This window comes from Rudaeicoccus suwonensis, from assembly GCF_007829035.1.
GTDB classification, from domain to species: domain Bacteria; phylum Actinomycetota; class Actinomycetes; order Actinomycetales; family Dermatophilaceae; genus Rudaeicoccus; species Rudaeicoccus suwonensis.
This window is the reverse complement of record NZ_VIVQ01000001.1, coordinates 629,948-646,295: the sequence shown is the minus strand read 5'-3', so window position 1 is coordinate 646,295 and position 16,348 is coordinate 629,948. Positions and strand designations below refer to the sequence as shown.

Here is a 16,348-nt window from a genome sequence, read left to right as displayed (position 1 = left end):
GGCCCAGAGTAGTCAGTGCTGGTCGCCGAGCCCGAGGGCGATGCCGTCGAGGATGTCGTGCTCGCTCGTGACGACCTCGGTGAGACCGGCAACGCCAGCGAGGCGCTCGACGATGGTGCGCCAGATCAGCGCCCCGGAGCCGATCACGTCGACACGGCCCGGATGCATGAAGCCCATCGCGGCCCGCTCATCGCGGGTCGCGTGCAGCAGCGCATTGCAGGACTCGATCACCCGGTCGACCGGCAGCCGCGCCCCGTCGATGACATCCGGGTCGTATGACGACAGCCCCAGCGCGTGTGCCGTCACCGTCGTCACCGAGCCGGCCAGTCCGACAAGGGTGCGGGCCTGATCCAGCGGCACCTCGGCGGCGGCCTGGTCGATCGCAGCACTGATGTCCGCAATTGTCGCCGCGATCTCGGCATCCGTGGGCGGGTCGGTGTGCAGCCGACGTTCGGTGAGGCGCACACAACCGATGTCGACCGACCGTGCGGCGCGAACCTCCCGCTCGCCCAGCACGAACTCCGTCGATCCTCCGCCCAGATCGATCACCAGGTATGGCGCAGGCATCCCCGCACCGACCACGCTCGTCGCACCACGAAAGCTCAGCGCCGCTTCTTCGGCACCGGTGACGACCTCCGGATCGATGCCGAAACGCTCGAAGGCACGGGCGACACCATCAGTGAAATCGGCGGCATTCGCTGCGTCACGGGAAGCCGAGGTGGCCACGAATCGCACCCGATCGACCTTCAATTGCGTGCATTGCGAGGCGTATTCGCGGGCGACTGCGAGCGTGCGCTCCATGGCGTCGGCAGCGATTCGGCCGGTTCGGTCGATGCCCTGGCCGAGGCGCACGATCTCCATCCGTCGCACCTGGTCGTGCAGGCGAGAACCGTCGGTGTCTGCGATGAGCAACCGGATCGAATTGGTGCCGCAATCGACGGCGGCGACGCGCGTCATACCTGCTGATCCGTCGTGCCGTTGTGATCTGCCGCGTCGTTGCGATCTGTCGTGTCCGCATCACCAGCGTCGGCACCCTCAGCGCCTGAGCAACAGCCGCCCAGCCACCACTGCGGCAGCGCCTCGAGGGCGCGGTCGCCGAGCGGATTGACGCCGGGCCCGACGGCCAGCGAATGCGCCACCAGGACGTGCAGGCACTTGACGCGGTCGGGCATGCCACCGGCGGAAATACCGTCGATCTCGGCGACCTGCCCCAGGTCCGCGCGGCGGCGCAGGTAGTCCTCGTGCGCAGCCTGGTAGCCGGCGGCCAGCACAGGGTCGTCGGCCAGATCCTGCGTCATCTGCCGCATCATCCCCCGGGCTTCCAGCGTGCTGATCGCGCCGGTCAGCTTCGGACAGGTCGCATAGAAGGTTGTCGGAAAGGGCGTGCCGCCGGGCAGACGCGGCAGCGTGCGGACCACGTCCGGGCAGCCGCACGGGCAACGGTGCGCGATGTCGACGACGCCGCGAGGCAGACGCCCCAGCTGTGCTTCCATCGCCGCGATGTCGGCAGGGTCCACGGAGGAATCAGGCTGATGCGTCATACGAGCGCGTTCAGTGCTTGCCGGAGTTGACGACCGACTGCCACAGCGAGCCGTACCACGTGGCCTTCTTGGCCGCTGCGGCCGCCTTCGCCGCTGCGCTGGGCTCCGTGGTGACGTAGATCGTCAGGGTCTGACCCGGCTTGGCGAATGCCAACTGTGCGCCCGCCTGGGCGGCGATGTACTTGGGGTCGTTCAACTGCTTCTGCTGGTTCTGCAACGAGGTGATGTTGGCCTGCTGGGCGGCGACCTGCTGAGTCAACTGGCCGATCTGCGAGCGCTGGGCGAGATAGGCGCGCAGCGTCGGCGTGATGACGACGGCCAGGAAGACCAGCAGCACACCGATGACCGCAAGCCGCCGCATCGAGCGCGGATTCCGCGGGGTGCGGCTCACCCGGGAGTTTGTCACCCGGGCACGACGAGCCGGCTTCGTCGACGGCTTGGTCTGCGTGCCCCGAGGGGCCGACGGGCGCCCGGAGACCGGCCGGTTGACCGCCGGACGGGTGGACGAACGAGGCTGGTTGCGGCCGCTTGGGCGGGCGTCCCGTGTCATGTCCACTCCTTCCGGCGGTCCATTGGTATGTCGATGCTGCGATCAGGCGCGGAACCGGGGGAAGGCACCGGCGCCGGCATACACCGCGGCGTCGTCGAGTTCTTCCTCGATGCGCAGCAACTGGTTGTACTTCGCAACACGGTCGGAGCGGGCGGGAGCACCGGTCTTGATCTGACCGCAGCCGGTCGCGACGGCCAGATCGGCGATCGTGGTGTCCTCGGTCTCGCCGGAACGGTGGCTCATCATGCAGCGGTAGCCGTTGCTCTGGGCGAGGGTGACAGCGTCGAGCGTCTCGGTGAGGGTGCCGATCTGGTTGACCTTGACCAGAAGCGCGTTCGCGGTGCCGCTGTCGATGCCGCGCTGCAGGCGGGTCGGGTTGGTGACGAACAGGTCGTCGCCGACGATCTGGACCTTGTCGCCGAGCGCGTCGGTGAGGGTCTTCCAGCCCTGCCAGTCTTCTTCGTCGAGCGGGTCCTCGATGGACACCAGCGGGTAGTTCGCCACGAGGTCGGCGTAGTAGTCGGTCATCTCCTGGGCCGACTTCTGCGCACCCTCGAAGGTGTAGCTGCCGTCGGCGCAGAACTCGCTCGCGGCGACGTCGAGCGCCAGCGCGATGTCCTTGCCGGGCTCGTAACCTGCGGCCTTGATGGCCTCGAGGATCAGGTCCAGCGCAGCGCGGTTGGATTCCAGGTTCGGGGCAAATCCACCCTCGTCGCCCAATCCGGTGGACAGACCCTTGTCGTGCAGCACCTTCTTGAGGGCGTGGTAGACCTCAGCGCCCCACCGCAGCGCCTCGCGGAAGGAGCCGGCGCCGATCGGCGCGATCATGAACTCCTGGATGTCGACGTTGGAGTCGGCGTGGGCGCCACCGTTGAGGATGTTCATCATCGGCACGGGCAGCAGGTGCGCGTTGGGGCCACCGACGTAACGGAACAACGGCAGGTCGGCGGAGTCGGCGGCGGCCTTGGCGATGGCCAGGCTGACGCCCAGGATCGCGTTGGCGCCGATCTTGCCCTTGTTGTCGGTGCCGTCGATCGCGATCATCTCTTGATCGACCAGGCGCTGCTCGCTCGCGTCGTAGCCCAGCAGATGCGGAGCGAGGTCCTCGGCCACCGCGTCGACGGCGTCTTCGACACCCTTGCCGAGGTAGCGGTTCTTGTTGCCGTCACGACGCTCGACGGCCTCGAACTGCCCGGTGCTGGCGCCGGAGGGAACAGCCGCGCGCCCGACGGTGCCGTCGTCGAGGGCCACCTCGACCTCGACCGTGGGGTTTCCGCGCGAATCGAGAATCTCGCGGGCGAGCAGGGCGTCGATCGTGGCCACGTGCGTGTCTCCTGGAGCATCGGTGGATCGGGCTGTCCGGCAGCGCAGAGCATCCGGAAAAGAGCCTACGGCCTACGTCGTGGAGCCTATCCGCCTTGTGCCCGCAGGGCGGGGAGCGACCCGCGGACTGGGCAGTAACAACGCGAGCCGGTTCGCGGCCCGACGTCAGAGGGCCGCGGCCAGGTGCCTGCTCGCCGCCAGATCGGCCAGCTCGGAGGCGTCGGCATTTCCGCCGGTGCACACGACCGCGCAGCGTTGCGGGCGATGCTCGTCGCGCAGCAGACCGGCCAGCGAGGCGGCCGCCGCACCCTCGGCCAGGGTGTGCGCGGTGCCGGCCAGCAGGCGCATCGCGTCGGTGATCTGCTCGTCGCTGACCAGCACGAAGTCGTCCAGTCGCGGGTGCATCACCGACAGTGGCAGCGCCGATCCGCGCGAAGTCGCGACACCGCTGAATCGGGTGTGGCACTCCGCGGACTCGACCTGGCCGGATCGCCACGAGTTGTATGCCGCGGGCGCCAGCTGCGACTGCACACCGATGATGCGGCAGCCGGGGGCGATGGCGTCGCGGACCACGCAGGCGCCGGCGGCACCGGAGCCGCTGCCGACCGGCACGTAGATCGCCTCGAGGTCCGGATGGCGCTGCAGCAGTTCGAGATAGATGGTCGCGTGCCCGTGCACGATGGCCGGCTCGTCACCCGGGCTGACGAAGCGCATGCCGGTGCTGGCGGCGAACTCGCGGGCGTGGTCGCACGACTCCCCCATGGTGCCGCCGAAGGTCACGACGGTCGCGCCGAGAAGCTGCGTGGCCAGGACCTTCTCCTGTGGCGCGGACTCGGGCATGACGACGGTGGCCTGTGCTCCGACCAGCCGCGCGGCATACGCCACGCTCTGAGCGTGATTGCCGGTCGACGCGGTCACCAGCCCGCGCGAACGCTCCTGCTCGCTCAGCCCGGAGATGAAGGAGACACCGCCTCGAACCTTGAAAGCGCCCGTGGGCTGGACGTTTTCGTGTTTGACGACGATGTCGCAGCCGACAGTGGCGTTGAGTGCCGGGTAGCTCCACGAAGGCGTGGGCGGCAACTCCGTGGCGATCGCGTCAGCGGCCTGCAGGACTCCGGCAAAGGTCAGCGCTGTCATGACAGCCAGTGTGAAGGCCGACCGTCGTATCAGTCCAATAGATTGATTATTGCAATTCCAGCGACATCTTCGATATATATGCGAGATGCTCGATCTTCGCCGTCTGCAGGCTCTCGTCGCTGTCGCCAGGACCGGCTCTGTCAGCTCTGCCGCCGACGAATTGCACTACGGTCAGCCCACGATCTCCCACCACCTGCAGCGGCTGGAGGCGGAGACCGGCACCGTGCTGCTGCAGCGAGTCGGCCGCGGCGTCCGACTGACAGCTGAGGGCGAGGCGCTCGCCACACGTGCGCAAGAGATCCTCGCCCTCGCGCAGCGTGCCGAGGACGAACTGCAGGCGGCGGCCGGATTACGTTCGGGCAGAGTGCGATTGGGTACATTTCCCTCAGCTGCCGCGACGCTGGTGCCCGCCATGCTGACACGTCTGCGCACGGGTGCACCCGGCGTCGCCGTCGAACTGGTGGAGGCCGAGCCGCCCGACGCGATCGCGATGCTGCGGGCCGGAGCCATCGACGTCGCGGTGACGTTCACATATGCCGATGACGAGCCGTCACCACAACTGACCTCGACGACGCTGGCCGACGATCACCTCTATCTGGTCGAGCCGACCGGCACACCGTCACGACGGGCGGACCGCGCGCTGCGCGCTCATCGAGAGACTCGCTGGGTCGCCGGCTGTCAGCGGTGCCGCGCACAGTTGGTGGATCTGTGCGGTGCCGCGGGTTTCGAGCCCGACATCAGCTTCGCGACCGACGACTACATCGCCGTGCAGGCGCTGGTCGCCGAGGGTGATCTGGTGAGCATCCTGCCGGGGCTCGCGCTGGCAGCGCATCGTCACCCGGGCGTCCGCGTCACCCGGTTGGCGGCGACCAGGCGCGTGCAGGTCGTCACGTATGGCGCTCCCCCACGACCGCGCGCGGTCGATGTCGCCGTGACCGCGCTGCAGACAACCGCTGCCGAGGTGGCCAGGACCGTCGCACTCAGCTCCGGTGCGGTGCAGCAGGTCTGAGGCTGCTGCCGTCGCGGGCGACCCACCGCACTAGGTGACCGCCCTCAGACGTGCTCGCAGCAGGGCATCGGCCGACTGGCCGCTCTCGCGCGCGGAAGCGACAAGGTGGAGCAATCGCGAGCCGATGTCGTCGCCATCGAGCGCCACTGGCGTGCCGCGGCGCTCGGCGCGGGCGAGCACCTTGTCGGCGATGAGCAGGGTGGACAACGAGACCGGGATCCCGGCCAGCAGATCGGCTCGATCGCGCTCGGGCTTCTCCTCGGCCTTGATCGTCTCCCACGCCGCCTCGACCTCCTCCGGCGAGGATGCCTCACCGTCGGCGAACACGTGTGGATGGCGGCGGAGCATCTTGGCGACCAGCCCGGCTGCGACGTCGTCGATGTCGAAGCCGGCATCGCTCTCGGCGGCGATCCGAGCGTGAAACAGGACCTGCAGGAGCACGTCGCCGAGCTCCTCGGCCAGATGCTCGGAGTCGTCGGCCTCGATGGCCTCAACGGCCTCGTGGGCTTCTTCCAGCAGGTACTTGCTCAGCGATGCATGGGTCTGTTCGGCATCCCACGGACAGCCGCCGGGTGAGCGCAGCGTGTCCATCACTGCGACCGCATCCAGCATGCGAGCTCCGGGCAGATCCCAGGACGCGACCAGCACCTCGATCGAGGGTGGTTGCTCAAGGCGCGTCAGTTCACCGGCGAGCGCATCGGTCAGACCGGGGTCGGCGTCCGGGGAGCCGATCCAGACGACCGGGGCATGCTCGGCGGATTCGACCAATGCACGGGCACGCTGCTCGGCTGTGTCGGCTGACAGAACCGCCACCTCGACGCCCGACGTGGCGATTGCAGCCGTCACCGGATCGTCGGCGTCAGCTGCGAAAACCGTTGCGGCAGAAGCCAGGACGTCCCACGCGTCGCGAGACATCAGACCGGCAGGAACTCGAGGACTGGTCACCAGCAGCGTCAGCGACGCCGCTGTGCCCGAGGTCACGGGGCCGGGTGGCCGTTCTGCTCGACAGCCGGGGCGGACGAGCTCGGGGTCGACTTGATCCACGGTTCACTGGCTGCGACGGCGCCTTGGCCGGCGATCCAGGTGCCGTATCGCGGATTGAGGTTCACCTTGGCCGAGGCCAGCAGCGCCGTCACACCCGCAGGGTCCGATGTCTGCAACTGGCTGAGCAGGTCGTTGGACTGCAGCGCCTGCAGCGCGGTCCGGTTGAACTTCACCGACGGATAGGCGTTCTGGATCTGCGCTTCGGAGACGGCCACGTCGTGCTGCTGGCCGAGCTTGACGGCGGCCGGGCCGAGCGCCAGAACAGTCGCGACATCGCCCGGAGTGATCGTCCCCTGGCCGAGCGCCTGGGTGATCTGCACCGAAGCGGCCTGCAGATCGGCAGCGGTGGCCGAACCGCCGGCGAAGCTGACGCCGTCATTCCCGTTGTGTATGACGCTGTCGCTGCCGCAACCGGTCAGCGTCAGAGCGCAGCAGGCAGTGACCGCGGCGACCGCGGCGCGGATGTAGTTGGCGCGCCGGATGTTCGGCATACGTAAGAACCTCTCCAGACGAATGATCGGCACTCATCATGCCAGGGCGGGTCAGGACAGCGGGACCAAGGTTGCCCGCACCTGTCACTGGGTGGCGTTTGCAGCCGCTGCTACATCGTCGAGAAGCACGGCCTCGATCAACTGGGCGGCCCACTTCAGCACGTCGGTGTTGCACAACGGCTGCCCACCGACCGGCGCCGTCTTGGGCTGCGGCACCAGGATCTGGTGCAGCGCCGGTTTGACGAGAGTGCCCTTGTAGATGCGCTCGAGCCGCAACTGCTGGCTCTCGCGCAGGTCGACCGGCGAGAAGCGCACCGAGCGACCCTGCAACGCGACGTCACTGATGCCGGCCCGGCGGGCGATCGTGCGAAGACGCGCCACCTCGAACAAGTGCTGCACGGGCTCGGGCGGAGCGCCATACCTGTCGCGGAGTTCGGCCTCGATTTCACCGAGCGTGGCTTCGTCTTCGACCGTGGCGAGCTTCTTGTAGGCCTCCAGGCGCAACCGCTCGCCGGGCACGTAGTCGTGCGGCAGGTGCGCGTCGACGGGCAACTCGATCTTGACCTCCGCCGGTGGCGGGGTCGACCCGTCGCCGCGGAAATCGGCCACGGCCTCACCGACCATGCGCACGTAGAGGTCGAAGCCGACGCCGGCGATGTGACCGGACTGCTCACCGCCGAGCAGGTTGCCGGCGCCGCGGATCTCGAGGTCCTTCATCGCCACCTGCATGCCAGCGCCGAGGTCGGTGTGACTGGCGATGGTCTGCAACCGGTCGTGCGCGGTGTCCGTGAGCGGTTTTTCCGGGGGGAACAAGAAGTAGGAGTACGCGCGCTCGCGACCACGGCCGACCCGGCCGCGCAGCTGGTGCAGTTGCGAGAGCCCGAGCATGTCGGAGCGTTCGACGATGAGCGTGTTGGCGTTGGAGATGTCCAGGCCCGTCTCGACGATCGTGGTGCAGACCAGCACGTCGGACTCGCGCTCCCAGAACCCGGTGACGACATCCTCCAGTCGATGCTCGCTCATCTTGCCGTGGGCGGTCACGACGCGCGCTTCAGGCACCAGCTCGCGCAGGCGGGCAGCGGCCTTTTCGATGGAGCTGACCTTGTTGTGCACGTAGAAGACCTGGCCCTCGCGCATCAATTCGCGACGGATTGCAGCGGTGACCTGCTTCTCGTCATACGCGCCGACGAAGGTGAGGACGGGATGGCGTTCCTCCGGCGGGGTGGCCAGCGTGGACATCTCGCGGATGCCGGTGACGGCCATCTCGAGGGTGCGCGGGATGGGTGTCGCCGACATGGCCAGCACGTCGACGGCGGTGCGCATCTGTTTCAGCTGCTCCTTGTGCTCGACACCGAAACGCTGCTCCTCGTCGACCACGACGAGGCCGAGATCCTTGAACTTCACCTCGCCGGACAGCAGCCGGTGGGTGCCGATGACCAGGTCGACCGCGCCGGTGCGCAGGCCCTCGATGACCTCTGTGGCCTCACGGTCGGACTGGAAACGCGACAGTGCACGCACGGTGACCGGGAATCCGGCATACCGCTCGGCGAAGGTCTGCTGGTGCTGTTTGACCAACAAGGTCGTCGGCACCAGGACGGCCACCTGCTTGCCGTCCTGGATCGCCTTGAAAGCGGCGCGCACCGCGATCTCGGTCTTGCCATATCCCACGTCACCGCAGATGAGGCGGTCCATGGGCACGGATTTCTCCATGTCGGCCTTGACCTCGTCGATGCTGCTGAGCTGGTCAGGGGTCTCGACGTAGGCGAAGGCGTCCTCGAGCTCGCGCTGCCACGGCGTGTCGGGTGCGAACGAGTGGCCCTCGGTCGCCATACGTGCCGAATAGAGCTGGATGAGCTCAGCCGCGATCTGCCGGACATGCCGCCGGGCCCTGGATTTGGTTGTCTGCCAATCGGATCCGCCCATTTTGTTCAGGGTGGGCTGCTCGCCGCCGACATACCTCGTGACCTGGTCGAGCTGGTCGGTCGGCACGAAGAGCCGGTCGCCCGGCTGGCCCTTCTTGCTCGGGGCGTATTCGATCACGAGGTACTCGCGTGTGGCACCGGCCATCGTGCGCTGCATCATCTCGACGAACTTGCCCACACCGTGCTGCTCGTGGACCACGTGGTCGCCCGGGCGCAACTGCAGCGGGTCGACGACGTTGCGCCGCTTGGACGGCATCTTGCGCATGTCCTTGGTCGACCCGCCTTGACCGGCGCTGCCGGTCAGATCGCTCTCGGTCAACAGCACCAGGTCACTGGTCGGGAGCGCGAAGCCGTGGCCCAGACAACCGGTCGCGAGTTCGGCCACGCCCGGCTCGAGGTGCTCCGCCCGGCGGCATACGACGTCGTTTTCTCGCAACACCTCGCCGACCCGGTGCCCCAGGCCCGGACCCTCGGTGACGATCAGCACGCGCTGTTTGTCTCTGGTCCACTGCTGTATGTCGGCGACGGCTTGCTCGGTGCTGCCTCGGTAGGCGGGCACCTCGGTCGTCGGTATGGTCACGCGCTCACCGGCGAGTTCGTCCTCGCTGAACTCGATCAGCTCGGCGTCGGAGGCGAAGGATGAGAAGGTCCACCACGCGCGGCCGGTCGTCAGTGCGTGGTCGCGGAGTTCGGCGAGCGACCAGTATGACGCCGTGCCGAGCACGGACTGCAGGTCGACGGGCACCGCATTTCCGGCAGCGGCGTTCGCCCAGCTGGCCGACAGGAACTCGGCACTGGTCGCTACCAGGTCGTGTGCTCGGGTACGCACGCGCTCCGGATCCGACAACGCGATGTGCGCCCCCTGCGGCAGGACATCGAGCAGGGTCTCCATCTGACTGCCGAGCAGCAGTGGGGCGAGGGACTCCATGCCTTCGACGGCGATGCCTTCGGCGACTTTGAGCAACATGTCCTGGACACCGGGCAGCTGCGCGGCGAGGGCTCTGGCGCGCTCGCGAACGGCGTCGGTGAGCAGCAGTTCACGGCACGGTGGCGCCCACAGACCGTGTTCGGAGACCTCGAGGCTGCGTTGGTCGGCGACCTTGAACCAGCGGATCTCCTCGACGGTGTCACCCCAGAACTCGACGCGCAGCGGGTGCTCCTGCGTCGGCGGGAAGACGTCGAGGATGCCACCGCGCACCGCGAACTCGCCGCGTCGTTCGACCAGGTCGGTGCGGGTGTATGCCGCGCCGGCGAGCGCGGCGACCACCTGCGGCAGATCGGCATCCTGACCGGCACGCAGCGACACCGGAGCAAGGTCGCCGAGGCCCTTGGCGATCGGCTGCATCACCGCGCGGACGCTGGCCACGACGACGTCGACGGGGCCGTACGTGTCGTCCTCGGAGTCGGGGTGAGCCAACCGACGCAGAACGGCGAGCCGGCGACCGACGGTGTCACTGCGCGGACTGAGCCGCTCGTGCGGGAGGGTCTCCCAGCTGGGGAACTCCACGACGCGCTCGGCAGGCATGAAGCTGCGCAGCGCGGTGGCCAGATCTCCGGCCTCGCGGCCGGTGGCGGTGACCGCAAGAACCATCGAGGATGCGTGATCCGTCCCGGCACTGGCCGGTGCGCCACCGGTCGCGCCGGTGATGAGGGACAGCAGGGCTGCGCGCGCGCCAGGGGCGACCGCGACGTCGACCAGGTTGGCGTTGCCGACATGCCCGAGCATCCGCCCGACGCTTTCGTCGGAGGCCAGCAGATCGAGAACGGGCGCGAGGCTCACAGCGGAAGGCTCCTTGACGATGACAGCACAAAGGCCCGGACTCAGCCGAGGGGCCACCGGGTGCGTGCTTCACAGTACCCGGCACCACTGACGGCGCCGTGAGAGCTGAACACCCGCGCGGAAGTTGGCCATCCGGGGTCGACAGCACTGTCACGACAGAGGAGCTGTGTCGATTGCATCACATCCACGGGCCGGTTTTTGCGTTGACTGGACGAGTGACCAGACTTTCCCTTACAGTCGTCAAGACTTCATTTCATACACCTGTCAGGGACACCCGTAAAGGACCCGTCGAAAACCGATCCGGAGGCCCAAGTGACCAAGCGTGTTGGTTATGCACCCGGGGTCTACGACCTTTTTCACATCGGGCATCTGAACATCCTGCGTCGCGCCAGTGAGCGCTGTGACCACCTGATCGCCGGCGTCGTGTCCGACGAGATGACGCTGATGGCGAAGGGCAAGACACCCGTCGTTCCGCTCTCGGAGCGCCTGGAGATCGTCAGCCACATCGACTTCGTGGACGAGGCCGTCGCCGAAACCGTCCCCGACAAGCTCGACGTCTGGGCCGACCACCCGTTCGACGTGATCTTCAAGGGCGACGACTGGCGCGGAACCGCCAAGGGTGACCGCCTCGAACGGAAGTTCGCGAAGGTCGGCGTCGAGGTCTTCTATCTGCCTTACACGGCACACACGTCGAGCACGCACCTGCGGTCGGTGCTCGGCATCACTGCTTCCTGACGATTTCAACACCCCGGAAGGGGCACAGCACATGCGCATCTCACTCGTGGGTACTCGTGGAGTGCCGGCCCGGTATGGCGGCTTCGAGACAGCTGTCGACGAGATCGGCACCCGCCTGGTCGCCCAGGGCCATGAGGTCACGGTGTACTGCCGGACCGAACCGGGCCAGGAGCGCCCGGACGAGCACAACGGCATGAAGCTGATCTACCTGCCCAAGCTCCGGCGGCGTTCGCTGGAGACCCTCAGCCACACCGCCCTGTCGCTGGCGCACCACGCTCGGCACGGCAATGCCGACGCGATGATCGTGTTCAACTCGGCGAACTCGGTACTGCTGCCGCTCACCTGGTTGCGCCGCACCCCTGTCGCGACACACGTCGACGGCTTGGAATGGCGCCGCGGAAAGTGGGGCCCCACCGGCCAGAAGTACTACCGCGTCGCCGAGGCACTGGCCGTGCGCTGGTCGGACCGCCTCATCGCCGACGCCGACGGTATCTCGGACTACTACCGCGAGGAGTTCGCGGCCGACACCGAACGCATCGCGTATGGCGCGCCGATCCTCAGCGACCTCGACACCGATCTGCTGGAGGCCGAGGGCCTCACCAAGGGCGGTTATCACCTCGTTGTCGCGCGCTTCGAGAAGGAGAACAACGTCCTTCCGGCAGTACAGGGCTATCTGCGCAGCGATGCAAAGCTTCCGCTGGTGCTGGTGGGTTCTGCGCCGTACGCCAGCGACTACACCGCCGAGATCGAGCGCCTCGCGGCCAGCGACCCCCGGATCCGCCTCATGGGCGGTGTGTGGAACCAGGACCTGCTGGACCAGATGTACGCCCACGCCGCGACCTACATCCACGGTCACTCCGTCGGCGGCACGAATCCGTCACTGCTGCGCGCGATGGGCGCCGCGAGCCCCGTGCTGGCGTATGACGTGTGCTTCAACCGCGAGGTGCTGGGCGCCGACGGACAGTTCTTCGACTCCCCCGACGCGCTGGCCGCTCTGCTGAATGCTGCCGAGCAGAGCCCACAGTCGATGCAGGACCTCGGCACCGAGCTGCAGAGCCGCGTCGGCACGATGTACACCTGGGACGTCGTCGCCAAGCTGTACGAAGCGCTGTGCGACGACATGGCCCGCGGCAACTCCCAGCGGGGCCGTTTCTCCGGTCGCCGCCGTCGCGAATCCACCTGGCGTCACTGACGTTTCGAAATTCTTACACCGGCATGGCAAGTGACGGCCGGGCGGCAAGGATGCCGCCCGGCCGTCACGTGCATGTACCGCGCTAGTGGCCCTTGGCGGGCTTCGCCGGCAGAGCGCTGAACTCGCGGAACCACCGGTGCAGCGCCAGCACCAGATACGCGGCGTTGGCCAGCAGCAGCAATCCGTAGATCACCTCGAAGACAGTGCCTGCGCCGTACAGCACGAAGATCAGCAGCAACACGCCGTAGTCGGTGGGTGCGACCAGCAGGCTGCGTACGACCGACGCGCTGGTCGTCATCTCGGCCGTCGTGCCGTGGGACCGCCGGATCTGGTCGTTGAGGATGATGACGAAGAAGCTGACCGACCCGACGAAGGTCCAGATCAGCGGAATCAGCAGGATGCGATCGTCGCCAGGCCAACCGAAGCGGTAGAACGAGATCAGCACGGCCAGATGCAATGCACAGATCTTGGCGCAGTCGACGACGTGGTCGAGCCATTCGCCCACCGGGCTGCCGCCGCCGCGCAAGCGGGCCAACTGCCCGTCAGCGGAGTCGAAGGCATACCCGATCGCGAGCAGCAGCGCGACGCCGATGCCGAGCAGCACCCCCGGATGCACCGTCGCGATCAGCACGATCGCAGCAAGCGAAAAGACACCACTGATGCCGGTGACCTGGTTGGGCGTCAGCCCGGCCCGGTAGCTCAGCGCGGCCAGCACTCGACCGGCCTTGCGGTTGACGAACCGGGAGTATGCCGGCGCCCCCTTTGCGGTCTTCTGCGACCCACGAAGCCGTTGCAGCGTCGCGATGAAGGTTTCGGTGTCGGTCATACGTGAACTCCAGAGGTGATGCGGTCAGCCGATCGCTCGCTCAGCCGACTCATCGGTGACTCGATGCCGTTGCTGCCCCACGTGTGGCGGGAGGGTCTGAGGTGGTTGGTTCGGCGGCGGTGAGTTGCACCCGGCGGCGAGCGATGTCAGCAACAGCTGAGGCGAACTCGGTGCGATAGCGCGCCACGGAGAAGCGGGCTTCGGCACTGCGCCGCCCCTGCTGCGCCAGGCGGAGCCTGAGCTGCGGGTCGGCATCGAGGCGGACCACCGCATCGGCGAGTGCTTGCGCATCACCGGGCGCGACCAGCAGGCCGGTCTCACCATCCTCGACCGTCTCCAGGTGTCCGTGCGCAGCGGCTGCGATCACCGGACGGCCGGCAAGCTGTGCCTCCACGACGGCATTGCCGAAGGGCTCACGCAACGACGGAGCCAGCACCACATGCGCTCGTTGCAGCGCGGGCCAGATCGGCGAGACGTAACCGGACCAGATGACGTGCCCAGTCAACGGCACCTGCTCAGCACGTGAGGTGAGCTGTTCCTCGAACCACTCGTAGCCCTCGAACGCCGTGCCACACACCTCCAGATCCGCGTCGACGCCCGCCGCACGCACCAGCGCCATCGCTTCGAGTGCGACATCCGGTGCCTTGCGCGGCGACAGCCGGCACACGACAACGGCGCGCAGTGGACCGTCGGGAGCGGAGTCGAGCTGGTGGTCAGGTCCGAGAACCCCGTTGTAGACCAGCCGTATCCGCGAGCGCAGCAGCGGCACCGCGTCGCACGCCGCCGCGGCCGACGACCTGCTGTTGACCACCACAGAGGTCGAGAGCATCAGCGGCGCAGTGAGCAGGAACCGGATCGCCCAGCGATCCTCGGTCTCGGCCTCGTGTACGTGGACCAGGACCGGCACGCGGCAGATCCGCGCCAGCAGTTGCCACCACGGCAAGGTGGCTGTGTTGACGACGATGACCGCCGGATCGACGCTGCGGACCAGGTGCACCAGCGCCGGGAGCGCGCGGCCACTGGCCCCGGCCAGGTGGACGATGCCGCGAGGTGAGGCGTACGCGCGGCGCAGCACCGGGAACCGCGCAATCGCAACCTCGGCGCCGCGCTGCTCCAGCAGCGCCTGCAACGGCCCGGTGTCGGGCATCGCCACCACGACGCGCCAGCCCGCATCGACCAATCCGGTGACGGACTCGAGCAATTGGAGGTCTGCGCCGTACAGGTCGGCGGACGGATGAGCGATGAGAACGCTGGGCTCGCCGCTTCCTCCGTGACTTCGTCGAGAGCGCCGGACCGGGCGCTGAGGCATTCTCATGCGAATCTCCGGCGGAGGTCGCGGCGCACGTAGATCGCGTTGGCCAGCACCTGGAACAGCAGCACTCCGACGATCGAGCCCATGACCGGGCCGGCCGGCCCCCAGGGCTTGGCGAGCACCCACGAGATGACCAGGTTGACCGGGAGCATGAGCATCACCATGTACGCCTGGAAGCGCAGGCCGGGTGCGTCGGTCATGTACATCCCGAGCGGATTCTTGGCCGCTTGCAGGATCATCAGCACCGAGAAGACCGCGATCAGCAACAGCGACAGGCTGATCTTGCCGCCGGAGGCGAGATTGGCGAGCCAGCCCGACACCGCGCAGATCAGCAGGCACATCGCGGTCGCCGCGCCGCAGAACTGCCAGGCGGTCTTCTGCGGTGACACAGGAGGCGGGCCGTCGCTGGTGCGGGCGCGGACGAACATCGGCCAGAGCGCGTATGCCGCAGCGCTCGCGACCTGCGCGACCGGTGTGAACATCTGCGACGCCAGGTTGTATGACGCAAGGTCACTCACCGTGTTGACGTGGCTGATGATCAGCCGGTCGGTCTGCAGCGCGATCGGCATCGCAACCAACTGCACCAGCATCGGCCACGCCTGGTCGAAGACCTTCTCTCCATGCACCGACCGGATCCGCGGGGCGTCTCGGGTCGCACGTCCGAAGTTGCCCGGCAACATCCGCGCGACGATGACCGTCGACACGATCGCCAGAACGAAGGTCGCCGCGTAGGCGACGGCAGCGACATACGGTCCGGCATCGATGCCGACCCAGATGGCCAGCAGAAGTGCAGCGAGGACCATCGGCGACTGCAGACCCTGCAGGATGATCGACACGTGGTTCTTGCCCAGCCCGACCAGTGCCCGTTGACCGATGCCGACCGGCACCGCGACAGCGATCAAACCGAGGCAGAGACCCGCGGCGAGCGAACCGTGCTTCGGGTCGAGACCGGCACCGAGCAGCGTCGGCCACGCGCCGGTGACGCTGAGAGCCACCGTCAGCGCCAGCAGCACCACCGCCGACGCGACGAGCACCCGGATGGCTGCGACGAGGGTGCGATAGACGTGTTCCTGCTTGGTGTCGCTGGGTGCGGCAGCGAGCGCATTGACCACCGCGGCGGAGATACCGAGATCGGTGAACGGCAGCATGGCACCGATACCGACAAGCAGGCCGTACTGCGCGAAGGCGCCCGGGCCGTAATTGCCGATGATGACGCGGGTGATGATGATGCCGAGGATGGCGCTGACCGGGAGCACCAGCGCCCGCAGGATCGCGCTGCGACCCACCGTGCGCCATACCGGTTGGTTGTCGTCGGACGCCGTCGGCGCATCCTCCCCCGCGTTCGCGTCTGCGTCGACCGCCCCCATCGAAGAATCGCTCACGAGGTCGGCCACGGCTTGTCCGTCGGACACGATCGATGGCTGTTCGCCCATGCTGGGAACTGCCGGGATACCTGCATCAGGGTCGTCGGCAGTGACTGGTGACT

The 16,348-nt window shown here is 67.7% G+C and carries 14 protein-coding genes; 3 read left to right on the top strand and 11 right to left on the bottom strand.

Translation table 11 applies throughout. The features are described 5' to 3' along the window. Positions 1-12 precede the first annotated feature (12 nt). From BKA23_RS03030 to BKA23_RS03010, 5 genes are all read right to left on the bottom strand, one after another. Complete coding sequence (locus BKA23_RS03030) at positions 13-957, bottom strand: Ppx/GppA phosphatase family protein (RefSeq protein ID WP_145225354.1); 945 nt, start codon at positions 955-957, stop codon at positions 13-15. After that, the gene (locus BKA23_RS03025; RefSeq protein ID WP_145225352.1) at positions 954-1,541 is read right to left on the bottom strand and encodes a DUF501 domain-containing protein; all 588 of its coding nucleotides are present in this window, start codon (positions 1,539-1,541) and stop codon (positions 954-956) included. The genes BKA23_RS03030 and BKA23_RS03025 overlap by 4 nt, the downstream gene beginning before the upstream one ends. Before the next feature lie 10 nt (positions 1,542-1,551). After that, positions 1,552-2,091, bottom strand: a complete 540-nt coding sequence (locus tag BKA23_RS03020; protein WP_145225350.1) for a septum formation initiator family protein — start codon at positions 2,089-2,091, stop codon at positions 1,552-1,554. 42 nt (positions 2,092-2,133) lie between these two features. Then, positions 2,134-3,414, bottom strand: coding sequence for a phosphopyruvate hydratase (eno, locus tag BKA23_RS03015; RefSeq protein ID WP_145225348.1), 1,281 nt, complete (start codon positions 3,412-3,414; stop codon positions 2,134-2,136). A gap of 165 nt (positions 3,415-3,579) precedes the next feature. After that, positions 3,580-4,551, bottom strand: coding sequence for a threonine ammonia-lyase (locus BKA23_RS03010; RefSeq protein WP_145225346.1), 972 nt, complete (start codon positions 4,549-4,551; stop codon positions 3,580-3,582). Positions 4,552-4,636: 85 nt separating this feature from the next. On the opposite strand from BKA23_RS03010, the gene BKA23_RS03005 reads away from it, so the two are divergent. Continuing rightward, positions 4,637-5,560, top strand: a complete 924-nt coding sequence (locus BKA23_RS03005; protein ID WP_145225344.1) for a LysR family transcriptional regulator — start codon at positions 4,637-4,639, stop codon at positions 5,558-5,560. A 30-nt stretch (positions 5,561-5,590) separates the two neighbouring features. On the opposite strand, the gene BKA23_RS03000 is transcribed toward BKA23_RS03005, so the two are convergent. The 3 genes from BKA23_RS03000 to mfd all read right to left on the bottom strand — a co-directional run bounded on the left by BKA23_RS03000 (position 5,591) and on the right by mfd (position 10,743). Further along, on the bottom strand, positions 5,591-6,541 hold the full coding sequence (locus BKA23_RS03000) for a nucleoside triphosphate pyrophosphohydrolase (protein WP_246104421.1): 951 nt from the start codon (positions 6,539-6,541) through the stop codon (positions 5,591-5,593). Beyond that, complete coding sequence (locus BKA23_RS02995; RefSeq protein WP_145225342.1) at positions 6,538-7,095, bottom strand: hypothetical protein; 558 nt, start codon at positions 7,093-7,095, stop codon at positions 6,538-6,540. Before BKA23_RS02995 ends, BKA23_RS03000 begins: the two co-directional genes overlap by 4 nt. A gap of 84 nt (positions 7,096-7,179) precedes the next feature. Next, positions 7,180-10,743, bottom strand: a complete 3,564-nt coding sequence (gene mfd / locus BKA23_RS02990) for a transcription-repair coupling factor (protein ID WP_145228132.1) — start codon at positions 10,741-10,743, stop codon at positions 7,180-7,182. A gap of 366 nt (positions 10,744-11,109) precedes the next feature. Here mfd and BKA23_RS02985 point away from each other — a divergent pair, with 366 nt between their 5' ends. Together BKA23_RS02985 and BKA23_RS02980 are read left to right on the top strand one after the other, a co-directional pair. Beyond that, the gene (locus BKA23_RS02985; RefSeq protein ID WP_145225340.1) at positions 11,110-11,532 is read left to right on the top strand and encodes an FAD synthase family protein; all 423 of its coding nucleotides are present in this window, start codon (positions 11,110-11,112) and stop codon (positions 11,530-11,532) included. Positions 11,533-11,563: 31 nt separating this feature from the next. Further along, positions 11,564-12,724, top strand: coding sequence for a DUF1972 domain-containing protein (locus BKA23_RS02980; protein ID WP_145225338.1), 1,161 nt, complete (start codon positions 11,564-11,566; stop codon positions 12,722-12,724). An 82-nt stretch (positions 12,725-12,806) separates the two neighbouring features. Here BKA23_RS02980 and BKA23_RS02975 read toward each other — a convergent pair whose 3' ends face one another. From BKA23_RS02975 to BKA23_RS02965, 3 genes are read right to left on the bottom strand one after another with little or no spacing between them, the layout of a single operon-like run. After that, complete coding sequence (locus BKA23_RS02975) at positions 12,807-13,550, bottom strand: CDP-alcohol phosphatidyltransferase family protein (RefSeq protein WP_145225336.1); 744 nt, start codon at positions 13,548-13,550, stop codon at positions 12,807-12,809. Between the two features lie 49 nt (positions 13,551-13,599). Beyond that, complete coding sequence (locus BKA23_RS02970; protein ID WP_211841579.1) at positions 13,600-14,865, bottom strand: glycosyltransferase family 4 protein; 1,266 nt, start codon at positions 14,863-14,865, stop codon at positions 13,600-13,602. Next, a complete protein-coding gene (locus tag BKA23_RS02965; RefSeq protein ID WP_145225334.1) occupies positions 14,862-16,295 on the bottom strand; it encodes a lipopolysaccharide biosynthesis protein in 1,434 nt (477 codons plus the stop codon). The genes BKA23_RS02970 and BKA23_RS02965 overlap by 4 nt, the downstream gene beginning before the upstream one ends. Positions 16,296-16,348 lie beyond the last annotated feature (53 nt).

What these genes read in the sequence shown, in the direction of transcription:
- BKA23_RS03030 (WP_145225354.1), bottom strand. Translation starts at nt 957, where the DNA reads ATGACGCGCGTCGCCGCCGTCGATTGCGGCACCAATTCGATCCGGTTG.
- BKA23_RS03025 (WP_145225352.1), bottom strand. Translation starts at nt 1,541, where the DNA reads ATGACGCATCAGCCTGATTCCTCCGTGGACCCTGCCGACATCGCGGCG.
- BKA23_RS03020 (WP_145225350.1), bottom strand. Translation starts at nt 2,091, where the DNA reads ATGACACGGGACGCCCGCCCAAGCGGCCGCAACCAGCCTCGTTCGTCC.
- BKA23_RS03010 (WP_145225346.1), bottom strand. Translation starts at nt 4,551, where the DNA reads ATGACAGCGCTGACCTTTGCCGGAGTCCTGCAGGCCGCTGACGCGATC.
- BKA23_RS03005 (WP_145225344.1), top strand. Translation starts at nt 4,637, where the DNA reads ATGCTCGATCTTCGCCGTCTGCAGGCTCTCGTCGCTGTCGCCAGGACC.
- BKA23_RS02995 (WP_145225342.1), bottom strand. Translation starts at nt 7,095, where the DNA reads ATGCCGAACATCCGGCGCGCCAACTACATCCGCGCCGCGGTCGCCGCG.
- mfd (WP_145228132.1), bottom strand. Translation starts at nt 10,743, where the DNA reads ATGCTCGGGCATGTCGGCAACGCCAACCTGGTCGACGTCGCGGTCGCC.
- BKA23_RS02980 (WP_145225338.1), top strand. Translation starts at nt 11,564, where the DNA reads ATGCGCATCTCACTCGTGGGTACTCGTGGAGTGCCGGCCCGGTATGGC.
- BKA23_RS02975 (WP_145225336.1), bottom strand. Translation starts at nt 13,550, where the DNA reads ATGACCGACACCGAAACCTTCATCGCGACGCTGCAACGGCTTCGTGGG.
- BKA23_RS02970 (WP_211841579.1), bottom strand. Translation starts at nt 14,865, where the DNA reads ATGAGAATGCCTCAGCGCCCGGTCCGGCGCTCTCGACGAAGTCACGGA.
- BKA23_RS02965 (WP_145225334.1), bottom strand. Translation starts at nt 16,295, where the DNA reads ATGGGCGAACAGCCATCGATCGTGTCCGACGGACAAGCCGTGGCCGAC.